The organism is Rhizobium sp. 01L419, from assembly GCF_056400025.1.
Genome location: NZ_JBFTSM010000012.1, coordinates 1 through 20,415 on the forward strand (window position 1 = coordinate 1; position 20,415 = coordinate 20,415).

Here is a 20,415-nt window from a genome sequence, read left to right on the forward strand (position 1 = left end):
TTTGCGTTCCGTTGTCCAGCGTCGCCGCCGGACGTCACCGATCATCAAGTCAACCTGTCGAAACTCGTTAGACATAAGCTTATCCTCAAGCCTGTGCTTGAGCCTTCCTGCTTATGCTGAGTGTCCGGTCGAAAATGGGGGCAGTTCAGACACCGATTGCTGTTTCTGGGCAGCGCCTGAGATTCTCGCGATCAGATGGTCGAGTGACAGGCGGCCTGGCCCATAGCGCATGATGGCCAGCGCCATCGCCGCCCAAGTGATGTGGATCGGCCAGCCGTCGGGAACGGTAAGCTCGACCACCAACGTCATGAACAGCAGGCCGAGGCCGGCAAAGCGGGTGGCGAGGCCCAAGACGAGAAGCGTCGGGAAGATGATCTCGCCGCAGCCGGACAGGAAGGCCATGACGGCGGGTGCGGGGAAGGGATAAGGCCCGCCCGGCAGATGCAGCATGAATTCCTGGGTGAAGAGGTCGATTGCCGTATCGTTCAGCTGCAGGAAGCCATCCCATTTCAAGATGCCGGAGCGCCAGAACGGAACGGCGAGCGCCACGCGGATGACGGCCTGGACAAGATCGGGCTGGGCGACGGCCCGGACAAGTCCGTCAGCCGTCGCCACAAGCCTCGCCAGCGGGGAGAGAGCGCCGTTGCGAGGCCCATTGCGAGAAAGCGAGCCAAGCGTATCAGACATCGGAAATCTCCAGTTCGATGGCGGAAAAGGCTCTGATATTGGAAAAGGCATGGGCCTCAATCATCTCGCCGATGGCGGCAGAGAGATCGAAAGCAGGCCAGGCATCGAGGCCTGCCGCGACGGCGGCCGCAAGGCATTCGCCCGATAGGAGCGCGTTGAAAAAGGCAGCTCCGCCTGGCGGCAGAAGACGCACGGTCACCTCGTCGTCGATGCGCGTGATCAGCCCGTCTTCCGGGCGATCCTCGACGCGGCCGACCGGTTCTGAGCCGCGGTTCATGGCGAAAATGGTGACGGCGGGATGAACCGATGAAAGCATCCGCGTTGCCGGATGCGGCCGGAATGTCACCGCGCCCAGATCCTCCTGCGGCACGGCCGCGAGCGCGGCGGCGCTCAGCGCCGGTGCATCGGCGGCGTGATAGGCATCCAGCCAGGCGCGCTCGATGCGCGCCACATCCGACAGCCAGGGCATGTCGGCCGCATATTCGTAGTGGTCGATGAAATCAGGGAAGTCCCGGCCATATTCGAAGAGCAGTCGCGAGGCGGGCGGTGTTTCGCGCACATGAAAGCGAGCCATGGCGCGGAAGAAATCCGTCCCGGTGATGCGCTCGACCGCCGGAAAGATTGATGACAGCGCCGCAATCAGGCTGACGGTGACATTGTTGCGGTAGACATCGTAGCGTTTCTCCACCCGCTTGCCGCGCGGGCCGGTGACCAGATCAGGCGCCGGGGCATCAGGGGAAAGCAGGGCTGCCGAGAACTGGCCGGCGAAATCGGGTTTGGACCGGCGCATGGGCACTATGTCAGCCGAGCGCATGGGAGGTCTCCCGGTCGAGAGCGTGCCGATCGAGGATCGCCTGCGCGGCCAGCGCTTCGGCGCGCAGTACCGGCCAGTCGGGGATCCTGCTGTCCCATTCGATGAGCGTCGGGATCGGCCCGCATCTGGCAATGACGATCTCATAGAGCTGCCAGACGGCATCGGCGACCGGTCCGTCATGACTGTCGATCAAGAGAAGCTCGCCCTCGTCATCCTCCTGTTCGGCATGGCCGGCGAGGTGGATCTCGCCGACTTTGGCGAGCGGAAAGTCGCGCAGATATTCCAGCGCCGAAAAGCCGTGATTGGTGGCGGAGACGAAGACATTGTTGATGTCGAGCAGCAGGCCGCAGCCGGTGCGCCGCGATATCTCGCGAATGAAATCCGTCTCGCCAATCGCCGATTCCGCAAAGAGCACGTAGGTGGAGGGGTTTTCCAGCAGGATCGGCCGGCCGATGGCATTCTGCATCTCATCGACGTGATCGCAGACATGGGCAAGCGTCCGAGCCGTATAGGGCAGCGGCAGCAGGTCGTTCAGGTAGGTATCGACATGCGTCGACCAGGCAAGATGTTCGGAGACCAGCGCCGGCTCGTAACGGTCGACGAGGGCCTTGAAGCGCTGCAAATGCTCCTGGTCGAGCGGCTGCGGGCCGCCGAGCGACATGCAGACGCCATGCAGCGAGACCGGGTGGTCGCGGCGCACGCGTTCCAGCATGCGATGCGGTGGGCCGCCGGCGCCCATGTAATTCTCGGCGTGGATTTCGAAGAAGCCCTGCGGGCCGGTCTCCGCGGCAATGGCTGCAAGATGCTCCGGCTTGAAGCTGGTGCCGGCCTGGCCGGCTACGGGAAGTGTCGGAAAGCGGAGGGGGCTTTCCGTCGCCATGGGAAGGTTGGTCGTCACGGTGACGTTGGCCATGTTTGCCTCCGCTTTCCTGATTTGGTTTTATGCTCTGGTTTCGGGTGCTTAGATGTCGCGCGTCAGCGGCTTCAGCGAACCATGACGATCGCCCGGCAGATCAAGCGAGGCGCAGGTGCCGCCCTGGACGAATTTCCACGAGTTGCCCTGGAAGTCCTTCACCGAAGTGCCCTGGCATGTCGTGCCCGGGCCGCCAGCGCAATCGTTCTGGCCCTTCAGGGCGACGCCGTAGCACTTCTCCTTGTGGGCAGCGGTCGCAGCCGCGGCCTCGGCCTTTGTCAGCGGGGCAGCACTTGCCATCGTGGCGAGTGCTGAGGTGATTGCGCCGGCAAGAAGGGCGGTGCTGATGGAAGTCTTCAACATTGATAGTCTCCGTTGCTCGTAATGCCCCTGTTTCAGCGGGGCACGTCGGGGTATTCGCAAGGAGAGGGCTGGTTGTTACAGGCGGGGAGGTAACGAACGCGTGATGGCGTTTGGGCGCGCGGAGGCGGCCTTTCCCGCGCTATTCCGGCAACGGAATCTGCTTTGCCGGGCGCGATGATGGTGCTTATGCTGGTGCAATCATGCGTTCGATCCTACTTTGCGGACAGGCTTCGATATGTCGATCAAACCTCGAAACGTGCTGTTCGTGTGCAGCCAGAACAAGCTGAGAAGCCCGACCGCCGAGCAGGTGTTTTCCGTGCGCGAGGACATCGAGGTATCGTCGGCAGGAACGAATAATGATGCCTGCAATCCGCTCGATGCGGAACAGGTGGGGTGGGCCGACATCATCTTCGTGATGGAGAAGGCGCATCGCGCCAAACTCACCCGCAAATTCCGCAAGTCGCTGAATGGCAAGCGCATTATCTGCCTCGACATTCCCGATGATTTCGAGTTCATGGACCCGGTGCTGGTCAGCCTTCTGGAGCGCAAGGTTCCGAGGTATTTGTGAACGCGTTGCGCCGGCAAGGCGCATTGGTGCGAAGTATATTCCGCTTGAGGTCGGCACCAATTCTGCTGTGGCGACTACAGTTCGCCGGCGATATCGAAGACCAGGAGGCCGGGAGATTCAAGGGGGAGTTGGGCTTCCACTTCGCCCGCCGGGTTCAGGACCGCCGTCGGCCCCCACGAAATGCGCCCATCGCGTTCTCCCGTCACGTCAGCGGATATGAGCCAAAGTCCGGTTTCCCGGCAGCGCTCGCCTCTGGCGGCATTGTGCATGTCCCGGAATTTCTCGGCATTGGCGCGCGGCATCATATTGTTGGCGCAGCAGACGAGGAGAGATGCGCCTGTAAGTGCGACCTTGCGGGCGGCCTCGGGGAAGCCGGTGTCGTAGCAGATGTTGATGCCGAACCGCAGGTCATCGACCGTGAAGACAGGCGTCTCGGTGCCCGGCTGGAAGAAGCTTTCTCCCTTGAGCAGATGCGCCTTGCGATATCGGCCGATCAGCTTGCCTCTTTCGATAACGACCGCAGTGTTGAACAACGCTTCGCCTTGCACCTCGATCATGCCCATGACGATCATGGGGCCGGCATCTGCGAGCCTGCTCATGACGGCTGCGAATGCCTGAGATCCGAGATCCATCGCAGCTCGTCGTGCCGCTTCGTATTCCGTCAGGTAGCCCTGCAGAAAACCTTCCGGAAAGCAGAGGAGGCGGGCGCCTTCCGCTTCGGCCTTACGGATCATGTGGAGCGCGCATGTCAGGGCGGCCTCGACATTTTCGCGATATTCCAGGGTTTGGGCGGCGGCGATGCGGACGGTTTTCATTCAGGGTTCCGGTTGCTCTCGCTATTATCCGTAGCCGAGCAGATGAACATTCGTCCACCACGATCATCCATGATCGCCTCGTCGAAATAAACACCGGCCGCGCCACAGAGCAGGCCAGGCCGAGGGGGATCGTTTCCGGGGAACGGGTGAAGCTGGTGGCTTGGCCGCGATGGACATGGATCATCTATCGGTCAGAGTTTCGAAGGTTTAAGATTCTCCGCGGGAAAAGCGGGATGAAGGCGGCAGGGATGGATCGGCTGGATGCCATGCGCGTGTTGCTTGCCGTTGTCGATGCCGGCAGTTTGTCGGCGGGCAGCAAGCGGCTGAATGCGCCGTTGCCGAGCGTCAGCCGCAAGGTCGCGGAGCTGGAGCGGCTGCTTGGCGCCAGCCTTATCATCCGCACCAGCCGGAACCTGCAGCTGACCGATGCCGGGCGTGACTATGTCGAGGCTGCCCGCAAGATCATTGCTGACATGGAGGAGGCGGAGCGGCGAGCCTCCGGCGAATATCAGCGGCCGAGGGGAATGCTGACGATCACCATGCCGGTGGAGTTCGGCAATCGCTATGTGCTGCCGATCGCGCTTGGCTTTCTGGCGGAGCATCCGGAGGTTTCCCTGAACATGCTGTCGCTCGATCGCACCGTGCATCTCGTCAGCGAGCAGGTCGATATCGCCATCCGGCTAGGCGCGCTGGCGGACAGCTCTCTCTATGCGGTGAAGGTTGCCGAATTCCGGATTCTGACCTGCGCGAGCCCCGATTATCTCAAGCGCTGCGGATCTCCGCAGCATCCGGGCGAACTGGCCGATCATGACGGGATCATCTTCAACAGCAGGACTTTCTTCTGGACCTTCGATATCGATGGCCGGCCGTTCGAAGTGGTCCCGCGCCGTCGCATCGAGGTCAATACGGCGGCGAACTGCGTTGCTGCCGCCGTGGGTGGGGCGGGCATCGCGCGGCTCTTCGACTACCAGATCCCCGACGAGCTTGTATCGGGTGCTCTGGTGCCTGTTCTCGGTGATTATGCGGGAGCGCCGCAGCCGATCCATATCGTCTATCCGCGGCAGGGCTTTCTGGCGCTCAAGGTGCGCTCCTTCATCGACTGGACGCTGCCGCGGCTGAGGGAGGCCTGCCGCAGCTACTGCTCAATCGAGTGAAGCGCGGATCTCCGCGACGACGCGTTCCGGCGCCTGCAGATGCGGATAGTGGCCGATGCCGGGCAGTATATCGAGCGTGGCGCCGATCCTGCCTGACAATTCCAGGCCCATCCGCTTGTCGATATAGATGTCCTTCTCGCCCCAGACGATCTTCACCGGCGTCGTGAGCCTGCCGAGGTTGGCCTCCAGGAAATCCTGATCCCGCGTGAATTTCGAATAGTAGTGGTAGAAGGCATCGGCGGGGGTGAGGGTGCCGTGGCTCCAGCCGCGGATCATGTCTTCCTTCACGTCGGCAGCGAGATCGAACTGCTTATCGTCAGGCAGGCCGCGCCTGTAGGTGTTTTCGAGGATCTCGTCGCTCGTCTGGTTCATATAGGCGCGGGTTCTGGAGGCAGAGGGCTCCGTCTTCAGGTTCTGCAGGCTCTCATACATGTAATCAGGCCGGTTGAACGGGGCGAAATCGCTGACGATGATGCGCCGTGCGATATCGGGTTCATCAAGGGCGAGAAGCAGCGCGGGCAGGGCGCCGATATCGGCGGCATAGATCGTCAGCTTCGATCGGTCGATGCCGGCCGTGTCGATATAGGCCTTCAGCACATCGCCATAATCACGCGGTGAATAGGAGAAGTTTTCGGCTGATGGCCTTGAGGACTTGCCGTATCCCGGCCAGTCGAAGGCATGCACCTCGAATTCGTCGCCGAGCGCGGCTGCGATATTGCCCCAGACGGCAGAGGTTTCGGGAAAGCCGTGCAGGAAGAGCACGGTGCCTTTCGGCGCTGGATTGTGCACGACGAGCCGCCGCAGGGTGATATCCCCGCCGATGGCGATGGTGCCGGTTTCAGGCTTTGCGGCTTCAGTCGTGCCGGCGCTTACCGGGGTAAGCGTGGTGCCCGTGATTGCGGCGGCTGCGAGCAATGTTCCAAGTGAGGATGTCAGCATGTCCGTTGTCCTTCCTCTCCGGCGGCCGTGTCTGCTGTGGAGCCTGATGGCCGCGATCGGGGTGAATTCTCGACGATAGAATCGTGCATCGCGCCTGCCGTCGGCAGAGGGCAGTCATGAGAGCCTGCCTCTCACTTTCCCTCAGTACCGGGCGATCGGCACGCGCCGTACATCATCTCCATCCGCGGTGCCGGGGAATGGCCCGCGTCCAACGCAGGCAGCAGGCAGAGACCGTGCTGCCCCATGAAAGGACGATGAAACATGAACGATATGACCGTAAATCTGAAAATCGCCCAGCCCGAGAGGGTGCGTGGCCTGCCGGGGCATTCCACCGTTGGTACCGGAAATCTCGAGGCTGCGGGCGAATTCTACGACAAGCTCATGGCCGTCTTCGGCATCGGCCGTTTTCTGGTGCAGCCCGGCCGGGCGGTCTACTACGGCGAACGCACGCTGGAATTCGGCGTGGTGAAGCCCTTCGACGGCAGGCCGGCGAGTGTCGGTAATGGTGGCATGGTGGCCTTCGAGGCACGCTCGCGCGCAAAGGTGCGCGAGGCCTATGCAACGGCGCTGCGGGCCGGCGGCTCGGATGAGGGCGCGCCGGGGCCGCGCGGGGAGAATGGCGAGGGGCCTTACTGCGCCTATTTCCGCGACCCCGAGGGTAACAAGTTCCTGGTCTATCGCGCCGGGCCGGACGAGGTCTGACAATCGCATCGGGCGGATTTCAGGCGCATAGTGTTCCGCGTCTGAAATGCGCCTGCGAATCTTCCGATGGAAAGGATGCATGTCATGATATCAGAACAATCAATCGAGAGACTAAGGATGTCACGGCGTTCGCTGTTGTTTGCGGGCACGGCAGCGGGGCTGACGGCGATGCTTTTGTCACCTGCGGCTGCGGCCGATCCCGTCGATGCAGGCGCGCTCGGCGGCGAGATCCGCCCATTTCGGTCCGAGGTTCCAGAGGCCGCACTTGCCGATCTCCGGCGGCGGCTTGCGACCACGCGCTGGCCTGATGGAGAGACCGTGCGCGACCGATCCCAGGGTGTGCAGCCCGAGAGGCTGAAGGCGCTGGTGGACGAGTGGCAGTCTTCCTACGACTGGCGCAAGGCCGAGCCGAAGCTGAACGCCTTTCCGCAATTCGCGACCGGGATCGACGGCGTGGATATCCATTTCATCCATGTGCGATCGCGCCACGAGAATGCCCTGCCGCTGATCATGACGCATGGCTGGCCGGGATCGGTGTTCGAGCTGCTCGACGTGATCGGCCCGCTGACCGACCCGACCGCGCATGGCGGTGCGGCTGACGATGCGTTCCATCTGGTGATCCCCTCGATCCCCGGATTCGGCTTTTCCGGCAAGCCTGCGGAAACGGGCTGGAACCCACGGCGCATAGCGGCTGCCTGGGATGTGCTGATGAAACGCCTCGGTTACACCAGCTATGTCTCGCAGGGCGGCGATTGGGGCGCGATCATCAGCGATGCGCTGGGGCGGCAGGCGCCCGAGGGGCTGCTCGGTATCCATGTGAACAGGGTCGAGCGAGCCACGACCTTTCCGCCGGATGCAGCGCAGGCGCTGATGAGCGGGGCACCGGCGCCCGACAGCCTGTCGCCGGAGCAGAAGGTCATCTTCCAAGAGGCGCGGGATTTCCTCAACAATGGTTTCTGCTATGCGGCGATCATGGGAACCCGGCCGGAAACGATTGGCTACGCGCTTGCGGATTCCCCCGTGAGCCTGGCGGCCTGGCTCTATGACAAGATCGCCGACTGGGTGTTTACCCGCGGTGACCCGGAACAGGCGCTCGGCAAGGATGCCATTATCGACAATATCACGCTCTACTGGCTGACCAATACCGGGCCTTCGAGCGGGCGCATCTATTGGGAGAATGTCGCCGCCGGCGCGAAGCTGGAACCCGTCAAGGTTCCGGTCGCCGTCACGGTCTTTCCAGGCGAGGTCTACAGGCCGCCGCGGCAATGGCTCACGAAAGCCTATCCGCAGCTCGTCTACTACAATGTGGCTGCAAAAGGCGGTCATTTCGCCGCCTGGGAGGAGCCTGATCTCTTCGCCGAGGAGGTCCGGGCCGCATTCAGGACGGTACGCTCATAAGGAGATCCGACTTCCGGAGATAAGTGCGGAACATCGAGCTTGTTCGTCCGTTTGCGGAGAGGAAAGACCTCAAGGAGGAATCCCAATGAGCAATCTCTATAACGACGGCGCCCCCGAATTCTCAGGGGGCGACGGCCACAGCACGCTGACTGCTTTCTTCGACAGCCGTAACGATGCCGAGAGCGCGATCGACCGGCTGAAGAATTTGGGTGTCACCGATATCAGAATGATGCCGGGATACGAAGCCGATGGCGACAAGGCCGGCGTTGCCGGCGACGACCGTGGTGGGTTCTGGTCGAAGCTGGAGGACTGGCTGTTTCCCGATGAGGACCGCTCGGTCTATGCCGAAGGCCTGCGCCGCGGCGGCTTTCTGGTCTCCGTCGGAGTTGACGATGCGACCTACGGTATCGCCCACGACATTCTCGACGACGAAGGCTGCATAGACATGGACGAGCGCGCGGACCTCTGGCGGGCGGAGGGCTGGGATATCAGCAAGTCGAACGAGGCCCTCGTAGCATCGCGATATGATGCAAGCTGGGCTCGTGACGATGACGCAGAGCGTGCCCGGCAGGCGAGCGCTGTGCAGGACGATATCTTTGCAGCCGATGTGGCCGGCGTAGCGCAGCCGATCGGGCGTCGAGGCGATCCGGCCTTGCCCGGAGCTCGTGCCGAGGATCTCGATGAAGGGGCCCCGCTAGATCAGGAACTGCGCGACGACATCCTGCCGACCGGACACCACCGCACCGTGGAAGAATCCAGGGAGCGTGCGGAGCGCGAGCTTCGCCAGGCGCAGGACGTCGACGGGATGCGGCAGGACCAGACCTTGCCGCGCGGGCTATAAGAGTTTGGTGCCGATGACATTTTGAAACGGAAAGGCGCGTCGGTCTACGGCGCGCCCTTTTTGATGCTGTCAATGCGCCGTGCCGTCGACGATGACGTGGTCGTGATCCCTCGAGCATTTCTCGATGCGGGCGTGGATCTTGTAGACCTCGCGCAGCATGTCGACGGTGACCACATCGCGTGGCTCGCCGCAGGCGCGCATGCGGCCGTTCTGGATGACCAGGACCTTGTCGGCAAAGCGCAGCGCCTGATTGAGATCGTGGATGGCGATCAGCACGAGCATGCCGCGCTTGCGGGCCTGGCGCTGCATGAAATCAAGTACTTCCACCTGCCGGTGAAGATCGAGCGCGCTGGTCGGTTCGTCCATCAGCATGATCTCGGGCTCGCGCACCAGCGCCTGGGCGATGGAGACGAGCTGGCGCTGGCCGCCGGAGAGTGCACCGAGATCACGGAAGGCGATTGCCTCGATGTTCAGCGCCTTCATGATGTCGTCGATCAGCCTGAGATCCTGGTCGCTGACGCCCCAGGACTGGCCCTGCTTGCGGGCCAGCAGGATCGATTCATAGACCGTCAGCACCGCATTGGCCGATGTATCCTGCGGCATGTAGCTGATGGCGTTCCTGCTTTTTGCGCCTTCGACCAGCACCTTTCCCGGCCCTTTCAAGAGGCCGGTGATGCGCTTGAAGAGCGTCGACTTGCCGGCCGCATTCGGGCCGATGACGGCGACGACTTCACCCGATTTCAGCTTCGGCGTCGATACGTCTTCGACGAAGAGCTTGCGGCCGTGATAGGCGCCGACCGATTGCAGCTGAAGTGCTACCATGAGCGGCTCCTGTTCGAGAGAATGAGCGAGAAGAAGAAGGGTACGCCGACCAGCGCCGTGATGATGCCGATCGGGAAGACGACGCCCGGAATGATAGACTTCGAGACGATCGAGGTGACCGACAGCAGCAATGCGCCTGACAGAATCGAGCCCGGCAGGAAGAAGCGCTGGTCTTCGCCGAGGATCATGCGGGCGATATGCGGGCCAACGAGGCCGACGAAGCCGATCGTGCCGACGAAGCTGACGGGAACGGCGGCCAGCAGCGAGATGATCAGCATCGTTTCCAGCCGGATGCGACGCACATTGACGCCGAAGCTCGCCGCCTTGTCCTCGCCGAGGCGGATCGCCGTCAGCGCCCAGGCATGGCGGGCAAAGAGCGGCAGGGCGAAGAGCAGCACCGCAAGCGTGATCCAGATCTTCGGCCAGGTGGCCTTGGTAAGACTGCCCATGGTCCAGAAGACGACGGCCGACAGCGCCTGTTCGGAGGCGAGATATTGCAGGAAGGCGAGGGCCGCATTGAAGGTGAAGACCAGCGCGATGCCGAGCAGTACGACGGTCTGCACCGAAACGCCGCGCGCCTGCGAGATGAAATGGATGAAGAGTGTCGCGACCAGCGCCATGATGAAGGCATTGACCGGGACCAGCAGGCCGGCGGCAACCGGCAGGATCGGCACGCTGGTGACGATGGCGAGCGCGGCGCCGAAGCTTGCGGCGGCTGAAATGCCAAGCGTGAAGGGGCTGGCCAGCGGATTGGCAAGGATCGTCTGCATCTGCGCACCGGCAACCGAGAGCGAGGCGCCGACGACGATCGCCATGACAGCGACCGGCATGCGGATATCCCAGACGACGGCGCGGATCTGCGCCGAGACGGAGTCGGGGTCGAGGAGGGCGGCCACCACCTCGTCGAGGCCGTAACGCGCCGGCCCCCAGGCGAGATCGATGGCGAAGGACAGGCAGAGCGCTGCCGTCATGGCAAAGAGGATCATCAGCTTGCGGCGGGCGAGGGCGCGATAACGCGCCCTGCCTTCCTCAGCTTCGATCGGCATGGCGGCGATCTCTGCCATGGTGCTTACTTTCCGGCCTTGGCGTCGACCCAGTAACCCGGCTGATAGGCAACCGGCAGGAACTTCTCGTGGAATTCCTTGAAGGTCGCATCCGGGTCGAGATCGGCAAAGAGATCCGGGTGGAACCACTTGGCCATCTGCTGCACGGCGACGAACTGGTAGGGGCTCGTGTAGAACTGGTGCCAGATCGCGTGAACATTGCCATCGGCAACCGCCTTGGAACCGGTGAAGGCCGGGTTCTGGACCAGGGCATCCAGCGCCTTGCGGCTGTCGTCGATGGTGGCGGCAGCGGCCGGGCCGACATTGACGAAATCCTTGGCGTCCTTGGTCTGGCTCCAGTTCGAGCCTGTCACGACGACGACGTCAGGATTGGAGGCGACGACCTGTTCGGCATTGATCGAGCCGGTATAGCCCGGCAGGAAATCAGAGCCGAGATTGTGGCCACCGGCCCAATCCACCATCAGGCCGAAATTGTCCGGGCCGAAGGTGCCGCAGCACTCCACGAGGCCGGCGGCGCGATACATGAAGACGTTGGGCTTCTTGGGGTTGGCTTCCTTCAGCTTGTCGGTGACGCGTGCCATCTGCTGCTTCCAGTAGGCGGCGACGGCTTGCGCACGGTCTTCATGGCCGAAGAGTTTGCCGAGGATCTCCAGGCTCGGCTCGGTATTGGCAAGGATGTGCTCGCGGAAATCGATATAGACGATCTTCACGCCGATCTTGTTCAGCATGTCCTCGAGCTTGACCTCGTCTGCGGCCTTCTTGTTGCCGATCGGCAGCAGCAAGAGGTCGGGGTGGAGCGCCACGACCGTCTCGGTCTGCAGCGTGCCATCCGTCAGGTTGCCGAGGAAGGGCAGGTCCTTACCCCTCGGGAATTTCTCGACATAGGCGTTGAAGCCATCCTTGTCTGTTGTCCACAGGTCGTTGCGCCAGCCGACGATCTTGGCGAAGGGATCGTCCTTCTCGATCGGGGCGACGGCATAGAGCATACGGCCTTCGCCGAGAATCACGCGTTCGACCGGCTTGTCGAAGGTGACTTCGCGGCCGGCCACATCCTTGATGGTGAAGGAATCGGCCAAAGCCTGGAGCGGCAGCAGGGCTACAACTGCAACTGCGGATAGTCTAAGAAAATTCGTAATATTCAACTGGAAACTCCCCCGGTCCTTGGTAATGTCCTGAGGCATAGAAAAACTGACTTTTGGAATCAAGTTTTATGTTTTAGAGCATTTCCAAAGTAAGTTCGGCGCCAGGGTGCAGATGATGAATACGATGAACACAAATTACTCCATTCGCGATGAAATCCGGGACTTCTGGTCGGAACGCGCAGCGACGTTCGACGAGAGTGTCGGTCACGAAATCTTTTCCGAAGCTGAGAGAAAAGGCTGGCAACGGCTGATCCGCAAGCATCTCGGCGAGGGGCAGGGGCGTGCGGCGCTCGATCTGGCCTGCGGCACGGCGGTGATTTCCCATCTCATGCATGGAGCAGGCTTCAAGGTGACCGGGCTCGACTGGTCGGATGCGATGCTGGCGCAGGCGCGCGCCAAGGCGAAGAAGCGCGGCACCGATATCCGCTTCGTCTCTGGCGACGCGGAAAACACCATGGAGGCAAAGGCGAGCTACGACGTGATCACCAACCGGCATCTCGTCTGGACGCTGGTCGATCCGCCCTCGGCCTTCCGTGAATGGTTCTCCGTGCTGAAGCCCGGCGGCAAGGTGCTGATCGTCGACGGCAACATGGGCAAGGAAACCTGGGTGAAGGGTCTGCAGAAATTCTGGACGAAGCTGACCGGCAAGGCGCCGGCGAGCCACATGAAGCCCGAAATGATGGCCCGCCATCAGGCCATCCGCGCGCGCGTACATTTCTCCGAGCAGATGCCGGCTGAGGCGATCGTCGAGCTGCTGCGGCAAGCCGGCTTCGACAATATCGTCGTCGACCGCAAGCTCTCCGACATTCACTGGGCGCAGGCGCGCAAGATGCCCTTCCTGCGCGGGCTGGAGCGCATGGTGCAGGATCGTTTTGCGATCTGTGCGACGAAGCCGGTGGCTTAAGCCTTCACGAGCCCTTCGGCCCGAAGCGCCTTTTGAACCGACGGGCGGGATTGCACCCGCTCCTACCTGGCCTGCCGGTTCGACGGGCTCTGTGGGCTTGCCTCGGAAGAGGCAAGGCGACGGTGCGGCATTTCGATCAGCCATGCTACAAAATCGCTCCCGATCGGATGGATGGCTATATTTTGCAATTCTATTTTAAGGGACATAGTGCAGCAGGAGATGGCCGACTGCTGGCGCAAGAAGCTGGCGATGTCGATATGCCCCGCGTGCAGGAAAGGTGGAAACTTGCGAGCGCGACGGCATAACCAACGCCGTGAGGGCAAGCGTAGGTCGCTCAGCCGTAGCTTGCCCAATTCAAACCTGCCTGGAGAGATCCGTTGACTCCGATATCAACCGCAATGCGCTCCGCCGCTGACGCAGCGAAGGTTTTGACCGTCGAAGCCATTGTGGAAAATCGCCTCTACCCGCTCGCTTTGAAAGATGCTGCGCTGAAGCTTCTTGCCATGCACGATGCCGCGCCGCGTATCGTCCGCTATACCGCAGATATGAAACGATGGCTGCTGACGCAGTCAATTCTGGCTTTCCATTTTCAGCGCGTCACGTCGCCGTCTCATCCGGGCCTTACGGCCGCCAACCTGAACGCCTTCATCGCTAACAGCAAGGTTGCCAGCAAGAACACGGCGTTCGCGCATCTTGCAGAGATGCGCAATTACGGTCTCCTGGTCGATACCGGTGAAAGCGGGGACAGGCGCATTCGCCAGCTTAGAATTTCCGAGACTGCCGAAACCTTGATACGCGAATGGTTCAACGAACATCTGAAATCACTCGACATGCTCGATCAAGGCACGCGGCTCTCACGATCATCGGCCGATCGGCGCTTGCTCTGGTATGCGCAGCCGAGAATGGCCCAGAGCCTCTTTCACGATCCAGACTGGACCAGCCCTCCGCAGACGGTGGAGACTTTCGTTCGAACTGGTTCGGGCAGCAACATCCTGCACGACCTGATGTCTCGATTGTCGCCGGAAAAAGAGCTGGAAACGCGCATGCCTATCGGTCCTTTGCGCATCGGAGAATTCTTCAAGCGCTACGCCATCTCGCGAACCCATGCGCGGCGCCTTTTCGAGCGTGCCCATGTGCTTGAGGCTGGTGGATGGGACCTCTCCGGTGACAGCGGTGATTTCTGGCTTTCAGCGGAGCTGATCCTTGACTATCGACATTGGCAGGCGGTCAAGTTTGCCGCGATCGACGAGGCGTTCGAGTGGGCCTGTTGTCAGGTGCCCGAGCCGACTGGCCGGCAACGAGAGGATTGAGCTCGTGGCGTGGTCGTAATTCGCGGCGGCAAGGTGCTGATCGTCGACGGCAACACGGGCAAGGATACCTGGGTCAAAGGTTTGCAGAAAGTCTTGATGAAGCTGACCGCCAAGGCGCCGCCCAGCCACATGAAGCCCGAGATGATGGCCCGCCATCAGGCCATCCGCTCGCGCGCTCATTTCTCCGAGCAGATGCCGGCGATCTGTGCCACCAAGCCGCTCGCTTAAACCTTCACTAGCCCTTCTGCCCGAAGCGCCTTTTGAACCGACGGGCGGGATTGCACCCGTTCGTACCAGGCCTGCAGGTTCGACAGGCCGTCAAAATGGATGTCGGCCCTGTAGTAGGAGGCGAGCCAGGGCGCTTGTCCCCAGCCGGTGAGTGCGAAAAGATAGGCGTCGGCAACGGTGAAGGTATCGCCCGATATATAGGGGCGGGTGGCGAGTTCGGCGTCGACATGGGCGTAACGTTTCTCGAGCTTCGGTCTGGCCGTTTCGACATAGGGGCCGGCAAGCCGCGCATAGAGCAGCGGAATGAAGCCCTTGTGGATTTCCGAGGACAGGAAGTTCAGCCATTGCTGCAGCCTGTAGCGCTCCATCGTGCCATTGGCCGGCGCCAGGCCGAGTTCAGGTTTCAGGTCGGCAAGGTACTGGACGATCGCCGGACCCTCGGTGAGAACCGCGCCGCCATCGAGTTCTAGGGCGGGAACATAACCAAGCGGGTTGACCGCCTCGAAATCCTCGCCATCGCCGAATCTGTGCGTCTTGTTGTCGACAGGCACGAGCTCGACATCGATGCCGAGCTCGTTGAGCACGATGTGCGGCGAGAGCGAGCAGGCGGCTGGCATATAATACAATTTCACGAGTTTTCCTTTTCGATTGCCACCAGAATTCTGGTTCGTGGCCAATCTAGAAAGGGTGGGATATTTTTTGAAGAAGGCACTATATTGTGGTGTAGGTACATATTTTATACCGGGAGAATTCCGCATGAAGGAAAGTATCACCAACTGCACCGTCGAGGAGGCGATGCGGCTGCTCGGCGGCCGATGGCGGTTGCTGATCGTCTACTTCCTGCTTGATGGTCCCAGGCGCTTCAACGAGCTGCGCCGCTGCGTGCCGGGTATTTCGCAGCGCATGCTGACGCTGGATCTGCGGGCGTTGGAACAGGCGGGGCTGATCAGGCGCACGGTGTTTGCGACGGTGCCGGTGACGGTCGAGTATCAGCCGACCGAGGATGGGAAGCGGCTCGTTCCGGTGGTGAAGGTGATGCAGGAGTTTGGGACGTGGCTGCTGGAACGGGAGGCGGCTTCGTAACGGTCTTGGTCTCGGTCGTTCTTGCCAAGGCAAGGATCCGCCGGCGCGTGTGGCCCCCTCATCCGCCCTTCAGGCACCTTCTCCCCAAGGGGAGAAGGGATATGCCGCACCGTTTCCACGCTCTCGAAGGCGTCGTGTGGCAGTCCCCTCTACCCAGCGGGGAGAGGGCTAGGGTGAGGGGGCCACACGCTCCAGCTTTTCTGCTGGAAGGAGGCAATTATTCCGCCTCGATCTCCTCCGGAATAAACCCACCCGTCTGCCGCCTCCAGAGCCGCGCAAACAATCCGTCGCCTTCGATCAACTCCTCCGGCCGGCCTTCCTCGATGATACGGCCGTGGTCGAGCACGACGATGCGGTCCATTCTCGATATGGTCGACAGGCGGTGGGCGATGGCGATGACGGTTTTGCCTTCCATCACGAGATCGAGCCGTTCCTGGATGGCGGCTTCGGATTCGCTGTCCAGCGCCGAGGTTGCCTCGTCGAGCACCAGGATCGGCGCGTTCTTCAAGAGCACGCGGGCGATCGCCACGCGCTGGCGCTGGCCTCCCGAGAGCTTGATGCCGCGGTCGCCGACAAAGGCTTCGTAGCCCTTGCGGCCTTCGCTATCGGCAAGATCGGCGATGAAGACATCGGCGCTCGCCATTTTCGCGACGGCCTCGATCTCCTCCTTCGGGGCTTCCGGCCGGCCGTAACGGATGTTGTCGCCGACCGAGCGATGCAGCAGCGCGACATCCTGGGCGATGACGCCGATGGCGCGGCGCAGGCTCGATTGGGTCACCGTGCGGATATCCTGGCCGTCGATAAGGATCGCGCCATTCTCGATGTCGTAGAAACGCAGAATCAGGTTGGCGAGTGTGGTCTTGCCGGCACCCGACAGGCCGACGAGGCCGACCTTTTCGCCGGGGCGGACCGTCAGCGACAGATCGTCGATGACGGACCTGCCGGATTTATAGGCGAAGCGGACATGTTCGAAACGGATTTCGCCTGATGTCACCGCAAGCTCTTTCGCATCCGGCCGGTCGGTGATGGTGGGCGGCGTCGTCATGACGGGCATGGCATCCTTGATCGTGCCGATCGCCTGGAAGATCTGCGAACCCATCTGCAGGAATGTAAACGTGTGACCGGACAGGCGGGTCAGAACATAGACGGCACCGGTGAATTCGCCGATCGTGACGAAGCCGTCGACGAGCCCTGTAAAGCCGATCGACAGAATGGCCAACCAGTGCATCATGTTGAGGACGACAACGATGAGCTCCGCGGTCCGGTAGATGCGCTGTTCGCTTTGCTGCGCCTTGATCGCCTTGCCGATGATGCCGCGGATGGCGCCTGCCTCGCTGTCTTCGGCAGCGAATTGCTTCACCATCTGCATATTGGCGTAGAGATCGGTGATGGCTCCGGAAATCAGGCTGCGTCGCTTGGCGGAGAGGCGTGCGCGCTCGGTGAAAACAGGAGCCAGCCTGACGGCGAACAGGACGTTGAGCGTGATCCAGATGATGGTCGGCAGGGCGAGTTGCCAGGATAACGCGCTCAGAAGGATGACGGAGCCCACCATCTGCATCACGAAGCGCGGGATGGACTGGAAAGCCGAGATGACCTGCTGCTGGACGGCGGAAGCCACCTGCTGCAGGCGCGAGGCGACCTGGCCGGCATAGAGATCGTGGAAAAAGGCGAGGTCCTGACGCTCCACGGCCCTGTGGCCCTGCCACTGGATGGCGGCAGGCATGCCGATGCCGAGCGTGTGCGAGGTCAGCGTGTTGACGAGGAAGGAGGCGACCGGAATGGCGGGGAAGAGCATCAGACCGAGAAGGGTCAGCAGCCGCCAGTCGTTTTGCAGGAAAGCGCGGGCGCCCTGCTGCGTTACGCCGTCGACGATGACCGACAACCCCCAGACGATCGTCAGATTCATGGCCTCGATCGCCATGGTGGAAAGGGCCACCGCAATCAGCACGCCGCGAAACATCGAGATGAAGTGCAGAAGCACAGTCACAGGTCCCTTGGACGGCAGCGGCCGGTAGGGGATATCGAGCGGTTGGATCAGGCGTTCGAAGGGGCGGTAGATCGCATCTGAAATCGACATAATCGACGTGAAGCCTCTTGGATCTGACATCGGAGAAGGGCGGGCGTATCAGGCGACGCAGGCCGCATGGAATCATCTTCCGGCTGCAATCTCAATTAGAAATTTAGGAAAAGTGTGGGCGGAGGGAAGTGTGTTACCTGCGGAAGCCACGTCTCAACGCGACTGCGCAACGCTGCCTTGCTGGAAGTGCTCTCCGACTTCGTCGATCTGCACCCAACGATGCTTCGACTGCTCGAAGATCGATTTGGCGGGCGCCGGGAACTGGCTGGCGTCGGTTAGCGCTCCCAGCGCCACGCCGATCATGGAGGGCAGGTTCTCGGCCTTCCAATAGACCGACGAGCCGCAGTTCGGGCAGAAATGGGAATGCACCTTTCCTCCGCTTGCCGCATCGCGCGTGTATTGCTTGGCCGTTCCGGAGATGGTGACGGCTTCGGCCGGGTAGAAGGCACCGGTGCCGAAGGGGGCGCCTGTTCGTCTCTGGCATTCGATGCAATGACAGGCGATCACCGCACTTGGTTTATCCGGTAGCGTCAAGGTGAGCGCGCCGCAGCTGCATCGGGCGTTGGCCATCGGGATACTCCTGTTTCCTGAGGGGATTGAAATTCGGGATTTTTGGGAAGATGCCGGATGTGCCCCTGGCTGAATTCGGTCAGCATGAAAAGGCGGCAGGCGCCATCCGTGAGCGGAAGGATCAAGCTGGAATAGGCAGACTGTATTCGAAGCGCGTTACGCTCGCAAAGCCGATGCCTGTGGAACAGGCCCGGCTGTTGTTCGAGGGATCGGACCGGTCAACTGCCCCGGCGTCGCGATCTGTTGCAGTTGCCTCAGCCGCGGCGGGCCGCTTCGATGGCTGCGACGTCGATCTTGCGCATGGTCATCATCGCGTCGAAAGCGCGCTTTGCCTCGGCTCCGCCTGCCTGCATCGCTTCCATCAGCACGCGCGGGGTGATCTGCCAGGAGACGCCCCATTTGTCCTTGCACCAGCCGCACTCGCTTTCCTGGCCGCCATTGCCGACGATGGCGTTCCAGTAGCGGTCAGTCTCTTCCTGATTTTCCGTCGAGATCTGGAAGGAGAAAGCCTCGCTGTGCTTGATCGACGGGCCGCCATTCAGGCCGATGCAGGGGATACCGGCAACCGTGAAGTGAACGACCAGCACGTCTCCCTGCTGTCCGGACGGATAATCTCCGGGCGCGCGGTGAATAGCGTCGACCGTGGTGTCCGGAAAGGTCTCGGCATAGAAGCGGGCGGCTTCCTCGGCGTGCTTGTCATACCAGACGCAGATCGTATTCTTGTTCATTGCGCGGTCCTTTGCTGTTTTCTCCCTGATGGCAGTGACATAAGAGGCAAACGGGTTTTCTCCAGCCCAGGCACGTTATTTAAAGCCAGCGGCGGCTATCCCCAAAACCATGATTTGTTGAACTCGGTTCTCGCCTCGGAAGGGCTGACGCCGATATCGCGAAGCTGATCGTCGGACAGGCATGAAAGTACCAGCCGCTCGCGGCGCTTGCTGAAATAGAGATTGAGGTGCATCAGGCAGCGCCGCGCAATGCTGCCGCTTGGGACGCGATCCATTGTCGTTGGCAATTCCACATCAGTCGTCATCGAGCATCTCCAGCATTCGTCTCGGATGCCTCAAAATGCACTGGCGCGTTCCCGTGAGGAAGCTTATGGTTTTTATGCAATCCATAAGGAATTCTTTTGATGCTGAATCTGGACCAGCTCGCCGCCTTCGTCAGCGTCGTCGATCTCGGCAGCTTTACCGCCGCTGCCGAGAAGGCTGGGCTGACGCAGCCTGCCGTCAGCCTGCAGGTCAAGCTTCTGGAGCAAAGGATGGGGGTGCGGCTGATCGAGCGCGTCGGCCGCCGGGCGCAGCCTTCGGCTGCGGGTGTCGAACTGCTGGCCCATGCGCGCCGGATTCTCGGTGGATGCGCGGCGGCCGAGGAAGCGATGGCGCCCTACAGGGAAGGGGCCGTGGGCCGCGTGCGGATCGGCAGCGGCGGCACGGCCTCGATCCATCTGTTGCCGCGGGCGATCGCTGCTGCGAAGAAGCGCATGCCGGGCCTGGAAATCCTGGTGCGTGTCGGCAATACCGATGAGATGGTGCGCGATCTCGAAACCAACGCCCTTGATATCGCCGTCGTCACGCTGCCGGTGTCCGGCCGCTCCATCGAGATCGAGCCCTTCTACGAGGACGAGCTTGTCGCGGTGGCGCCCAAAGGCAGTGTCATGCCGGAGGGCGGGCCGACGCCTGATTTCTTCAAGGACAAGATCATGATGCTCTATGACGGCGGCAATACGCGGCTGGCGACCGACGGATGGTTCGAGGCCGCCGGCATCAGGAGCCAGCCGACTATGGAGTTCGGCAGCGTCGAGGCGATCAAGGAACTGATCGCCGCGGGGCTCGGATGGTCGGTACTGCCGGGGCTTGCCCTGAAGCGCGACCGGGCCCGGTTCGTGACGTCACCCGTTCGGCCGCCGCTGGTGCGCCAGCTCGGCATGGTCATCCGACGCGACAAACATCTGACGCGGGGACTGCGCGAGGTCATGAAGTGCCTGCGTGCGGCTGAGGCGTAACGGGCTGTTGCCTAAG

At 61.8% G+C, this 20,415-nt stretch carries 23 protein-coding genes and 1 pseudogene; 10 read left to right on the plus strand and 14 right to left on the minus strand.

Annotation, left to right across the window (positions count from 1 at the left end; all coding sequences use genetic code 11):
- Nucleotides 1-111: 111 nt before the first annotated feature.
- Genes AC1DUP_RS22350 through AC1DUP_RS22365 form a run of 4 tightly spaced genes read right to left on the minus strand, consistent with a single transcriptional unit; the run spans nt 112 to nt 2,777 of the window.
- Entirely contained in the window at nt 112-687 is a 576-nt protein-coding gene (locus AC1DUP_RS22350; RefSeq protein WP_477834508.1) for a DoxX family protein, read from the minus strand.
- A complete protein-coding gene (locus AC1DUP_RS22355) occupies nt 680-1,501 on the minus strand; it encodes an HvfC/BufC family peptide modification chaperone (protein ID WP_477834510.1) in 822 nt (273 codons plus the stop codon). Before AC1DUP_RS22355 ends, AC1DUP_RS22350 begins: the two co-directional genes overlap by 8 nt.
- The gene (gene bufB / locus AC1DUP_RS22360) at nt 1,488-2,414 is read right to left on the minus strand and encodes an MNIO family bufferin maturase (RefSeq protein ID WP_477834512.1); all 927 of its coding nucleotides are present in this window, start codon (nt 2,412-2,414) and stop codon (nt 1,488-1,490) included. The genes AC1DUP_RS22355 and bufB overlap by 14 nt, the downstream gene beginning before the upstream one ends.
- Before the next feature lie 48 nt (nt 2,415-2,462).
- Nucleotides 2,463-2,777 carry a BufA1 family periplasmic bufferin-type metallophore gene (locus tag AC1DUP_RS22365; protein ID WP_113299292.1) on the minus strand — a complete coding sequence of 105 codons (315 nt, stop codon included), beginning with the start codon at nt 2,775-2,777 and terminating at the stop codon, nt 2,463-2,465.
- A 235-nt stretch (nt 2,778-3,012) separates the two neighbouring features.
- Between AC1DUP_RS22365 and AC1DUP_RS22370 the strand changes: the two genes are divergently transcribed.
- Nucleotides 3,013-3,345 carry a low molecular weight protein tyrosine phosphatase family protein gene (locus AC1DUP_RS22370; RefSeq protein WP_477834515.1) on the plus strand — a complete coding sequence of 111 codons (333 nt, stop codon included), beginning with the start codon at nt 3,013-3,015 and terminating at the stop codon, nt 3,343-3,345.
- A gap of 74 nt (nt 3,346-3,419) precedes the next feature.
- On the opposite strand, the gene AC1DUP_RS22375 is transcribed toward AC1DUP_RS22370, so the two are convergent.
- The gene (locus tag AC1DUP_RS22375) at nt 3,420-4,160 is read right to left on the minus strand and encodes a carbon-nitrogen hydrolase family protein (RefSeq protein ID WP_477834517.1); all 741 of its coding nucleotides are present in this window, start codon (nt 4,158-4,160) and stop codon (nt 3,420-3,422) included.
- Nucleotides 4,161-4,408: 248 nt separating this feature from the next.
- On the opposite strand from AC1DUP_RS22375, the gene AC1DUP_RS22380 reads away from it, so the two are divergent.
- The gene (locus AC1DUP_RS22380; protein WP_113299382.1) at nt 4,409-5,314 is read left to right on the plus strand and encodes a LysR family transcriptional regulator; all 906 of its coding nucleotides are present in this window, start codon (nt 4,409-4,411) and stop codon (nt 5,312-5,314) included.
- Here the strand turns inward: AC1DUP_RS22380 and AC1DUP_RS22385 are convergent.
- On the minus strand, nt 5,303-6,253 hold the full coding sequence (locus tag AC1DUP_RS22385; RefSeq protein ID WP_477834519.1) for an alpha/beta fold hydrolase: 951 nt from the start codon (nt 6,251-6,253) through the stop codon (nt 5,303-5,305). The genes AC1DUP_RS22380 and AC1DUP_RS22385 overlap by 12 nt on opposite strands.
- 261 nt (nt 6,254-6,514) lie before the next feature.
- Here AC1DUP_RS22385 and AC1DUP_RS22390 point away from each other — a divergent pair, with 261 nt between their 5' ends.
- From AC1DUP_RS22390 to AC1DUP_RS22400, 3 genes are all read left to right on the plus strand, one after another.
- The gene (locus tag AC1DUP_RS22390) at nt 6,515-6,955 is read left to right on the plus strand and encodes a VOC family protein (protein ID WP_113299289.1); all 441 of its coding nucleotides are present in this window, start codon (nt 6,515-6,517) and stop codon (nt 6,953-6,955) included.
- An 84-nt stretch (nt 6,956-7,039) separates the two neighbouring features.
- Nucleotides 7,040-8,353: an epoxide hydrolase family protein gene (locus AC1DUP_RS22395; protein WP_477834521.1), complete on the plus strand. Its 1,314-nt coding sequence runs from the start codon at nt 7,040-7,042 to the stop codon at nt 8,351-8,353.
- Between the two features lie 85 nt (nt 8,354-8,438).
- Nucleotides 8,439-9,194: a hypothetical protein gene (locus AC1DUP_RS22400; RefSeq protein ID WP_477834523.1), complete on the plus strand. Its 756-nt coding sequence runs from the start codon at nt 8,439-8,441 to the stop codon at nt 9,192-9,194.
- A 69-nt stretch (nt 9,195-9,263) separates the two neighbouring features.
- On the opposite strand, the gene AC1DUP_RS22405 is transcribed toward AC1DUP_RS22400, so the two are convergent.
- The 3 genes from AC1DUP_RS22405 to AC1DUP_RS22415 are packed head-to-tail and all read right to left on the minus strand — an operon-like array spanning nt 9,264 to nt 12,222.
- Complete coding sequence (locus AC1DUP_RS22405) at nt 9,264-10,016, minus strand: ABC transporter ATP-binding protein (protein WP_113299287.1); 753 nt, start codon at nt 10,014-10,016, stop codon at nt 9,264-9,266.
- A complete protein-coding gene (locus AC1DUP_RS22410) occupies nt 10,010-11,080 on the minus strand; it encodes a FecCD family ABC transporter permease (RefSeq protein WP_113299286.1) in 1,071 nt (356 codons plus the stop codon). Before AC1DUP_RS22410 ends, AC1DUP_RS22405 begins: the two co-directional genes overlap by 7 nt.
- Before the next feature lie 5 nt (nt 11,081-11,085).
- On the minus strand, nt 11,086-12,222 hold the full coding sequence (locus tag AC1DUP_RS22415; protein ID WP_477834526.1) for an ABC transporter substrate-binding protein: 1,137 nt from the start codon (nt 12,220-12,222) through the stop codon (nt 11,086-11,088).
- A 115-nt stretch (nt 12,223-12,337) separates the two neighbouring features.
- Between AC1DUP_RS22415 and AC1DUP_RS22420 the strand changes: the two genes are divergently transcribed.
- From AC1DUP_RS22420 to AC1DUP_RS22430, 3 genes and pseudogenes are all read left to right on the plus strand, one after another.
- Nucleotides 12,338-13,126 (plus strand): class I SAM-dependent methyltransferase, encoded by a 789-nt coding sequence (locus AC1DUP_RS22420; protein WP_113299284.1) that lies wholly within the window; start codon nt 12,338-12,340, stop codon nt 13,124-13,126.
- A 377-nt stretch (nt 13,127-13,503) separates the two neighbouring features.
- Nucleotides 13,504-14,436, plus strand: a complete 933-nt coding sequence (locus tag AC1DUP_RS22425; protein ID WP_477834528.1) for a hypothetical protein — start codon at nt 13,504-13,506, stop codon at nt 14,434-14,436.
- 24 nt (nt 14,437-14,460) lie between these two features.
- Nucleotides 14,461-14,637 (plus strand): annotated as a pseudogene (locus AC1DUP_RS22430) (SAM-dependent methyltransferase); the annotation flags it as partial.
- A 23-nt stretch (nt 14,638-14,660) separates the two neighbouring features.
- On the opposite strand, the gene gstA reads toward AC1DUP_RS22430, so the two are convergent.
- Nucleotides 14,661-15,296, minus strand: coding sequence for a glutathione transferase GstA (gene gstA, locus AC1DUP_RS22435; RefSeq protein WP_477834530.1), 636 nt, complete (start codon nt 15,294-15,296; stop codon nt 14,661-14,663).
- A gap of 124 nt (nt 15,297-15,420) precedes the next feature.
- Between gstA and AC1DUP_RS22440 the strand changes: the two genes are divergently transcribed.
- Nucleotides 15,421-15,747 (plus strand): winged helix-turn-helix transcriptional regulator, encoded by a 327-nt coding sequence (locus tag AC1DUP_RS22440; protein ID WP_477834532.1) that lies wholly within the window; start codon nt 15,421-15,423, stop codon nt 15,745-15,747.
- Between the two features lie 217 nt (nt 15,748-15,964).
- On the opposite strand, the gene AC1DUP_RS22445 is transcribed toward AC1DUP_RS22440, so the two are convergent.
- The 4 genes from AC1DUP_RS22445 to AC1DUP_RS22460 all read right to left on the minus strand — a co-directional run bounded on the left by AC1DUP_RS22445 (nt 15,965) and on the right by AC1DUP_RS22460 (nt 19,427).
- Entirely contained in the window at nt 15,965-17,824 is a 1,860-nt protein-coding gene (locus AC1DUP_RS22445) for an ABC transporter ATP-binding protein (RefSeq protein WP_477834534.1), read from the minus strand.
- Nucleotides 17,825-17,977: 153 nt separating this feature from the next.
- On the minus strand, nt 17,978-18,394 hold the full coding sequence (locus tag AC1DUP_RS22450; RefSeq protein ID WP_113299279.1) for a GFA family protein: 417 nt from the start codon (nt 18,392-18,394) through the stop codon (nt 17,978-17,980).
- Between the two features lie 254 nt (nt 18,395-18,648).
- Entirely contained in the window at nt 18,649-19,122 is a 474-nt protein-coding gene (locus AC1DUP_RS22455; protein ID WP_477834537.1) for a VOC family protein, read from the minus strand.
- 95 nt (nt 19,123-19,217) lie between these two features.
- Nucleotides 19,218-19,427, minus strand: coding sequence for a DUF1127 domain-containing protein (locus AC1DUP_RS22460; protein ID WP_477834539.1), 210 nt, complete (start codon nt 19,425-19,427; stop codon nt 19,218-19,220).
- Between the two features lie 99 nt (nt 19,428-19,526).
- On the opposite strand from AC1DUP_RS22460, the gene AC1DUP_RS22465 reads away from it, so the two are divergent.
- Complete coding sequence (locus AC1DUP_RS22465; protein WP_477834541.1) at nt 19,527-20,399, plus strand: LysR family transcriptional regulator; 873 nt, start codon at nt 19,527-19,529, stop codon at nt 20,397-20,399.
- Nucleotides 20,400-20,415 lie beyond the last annotated feature (16 nt).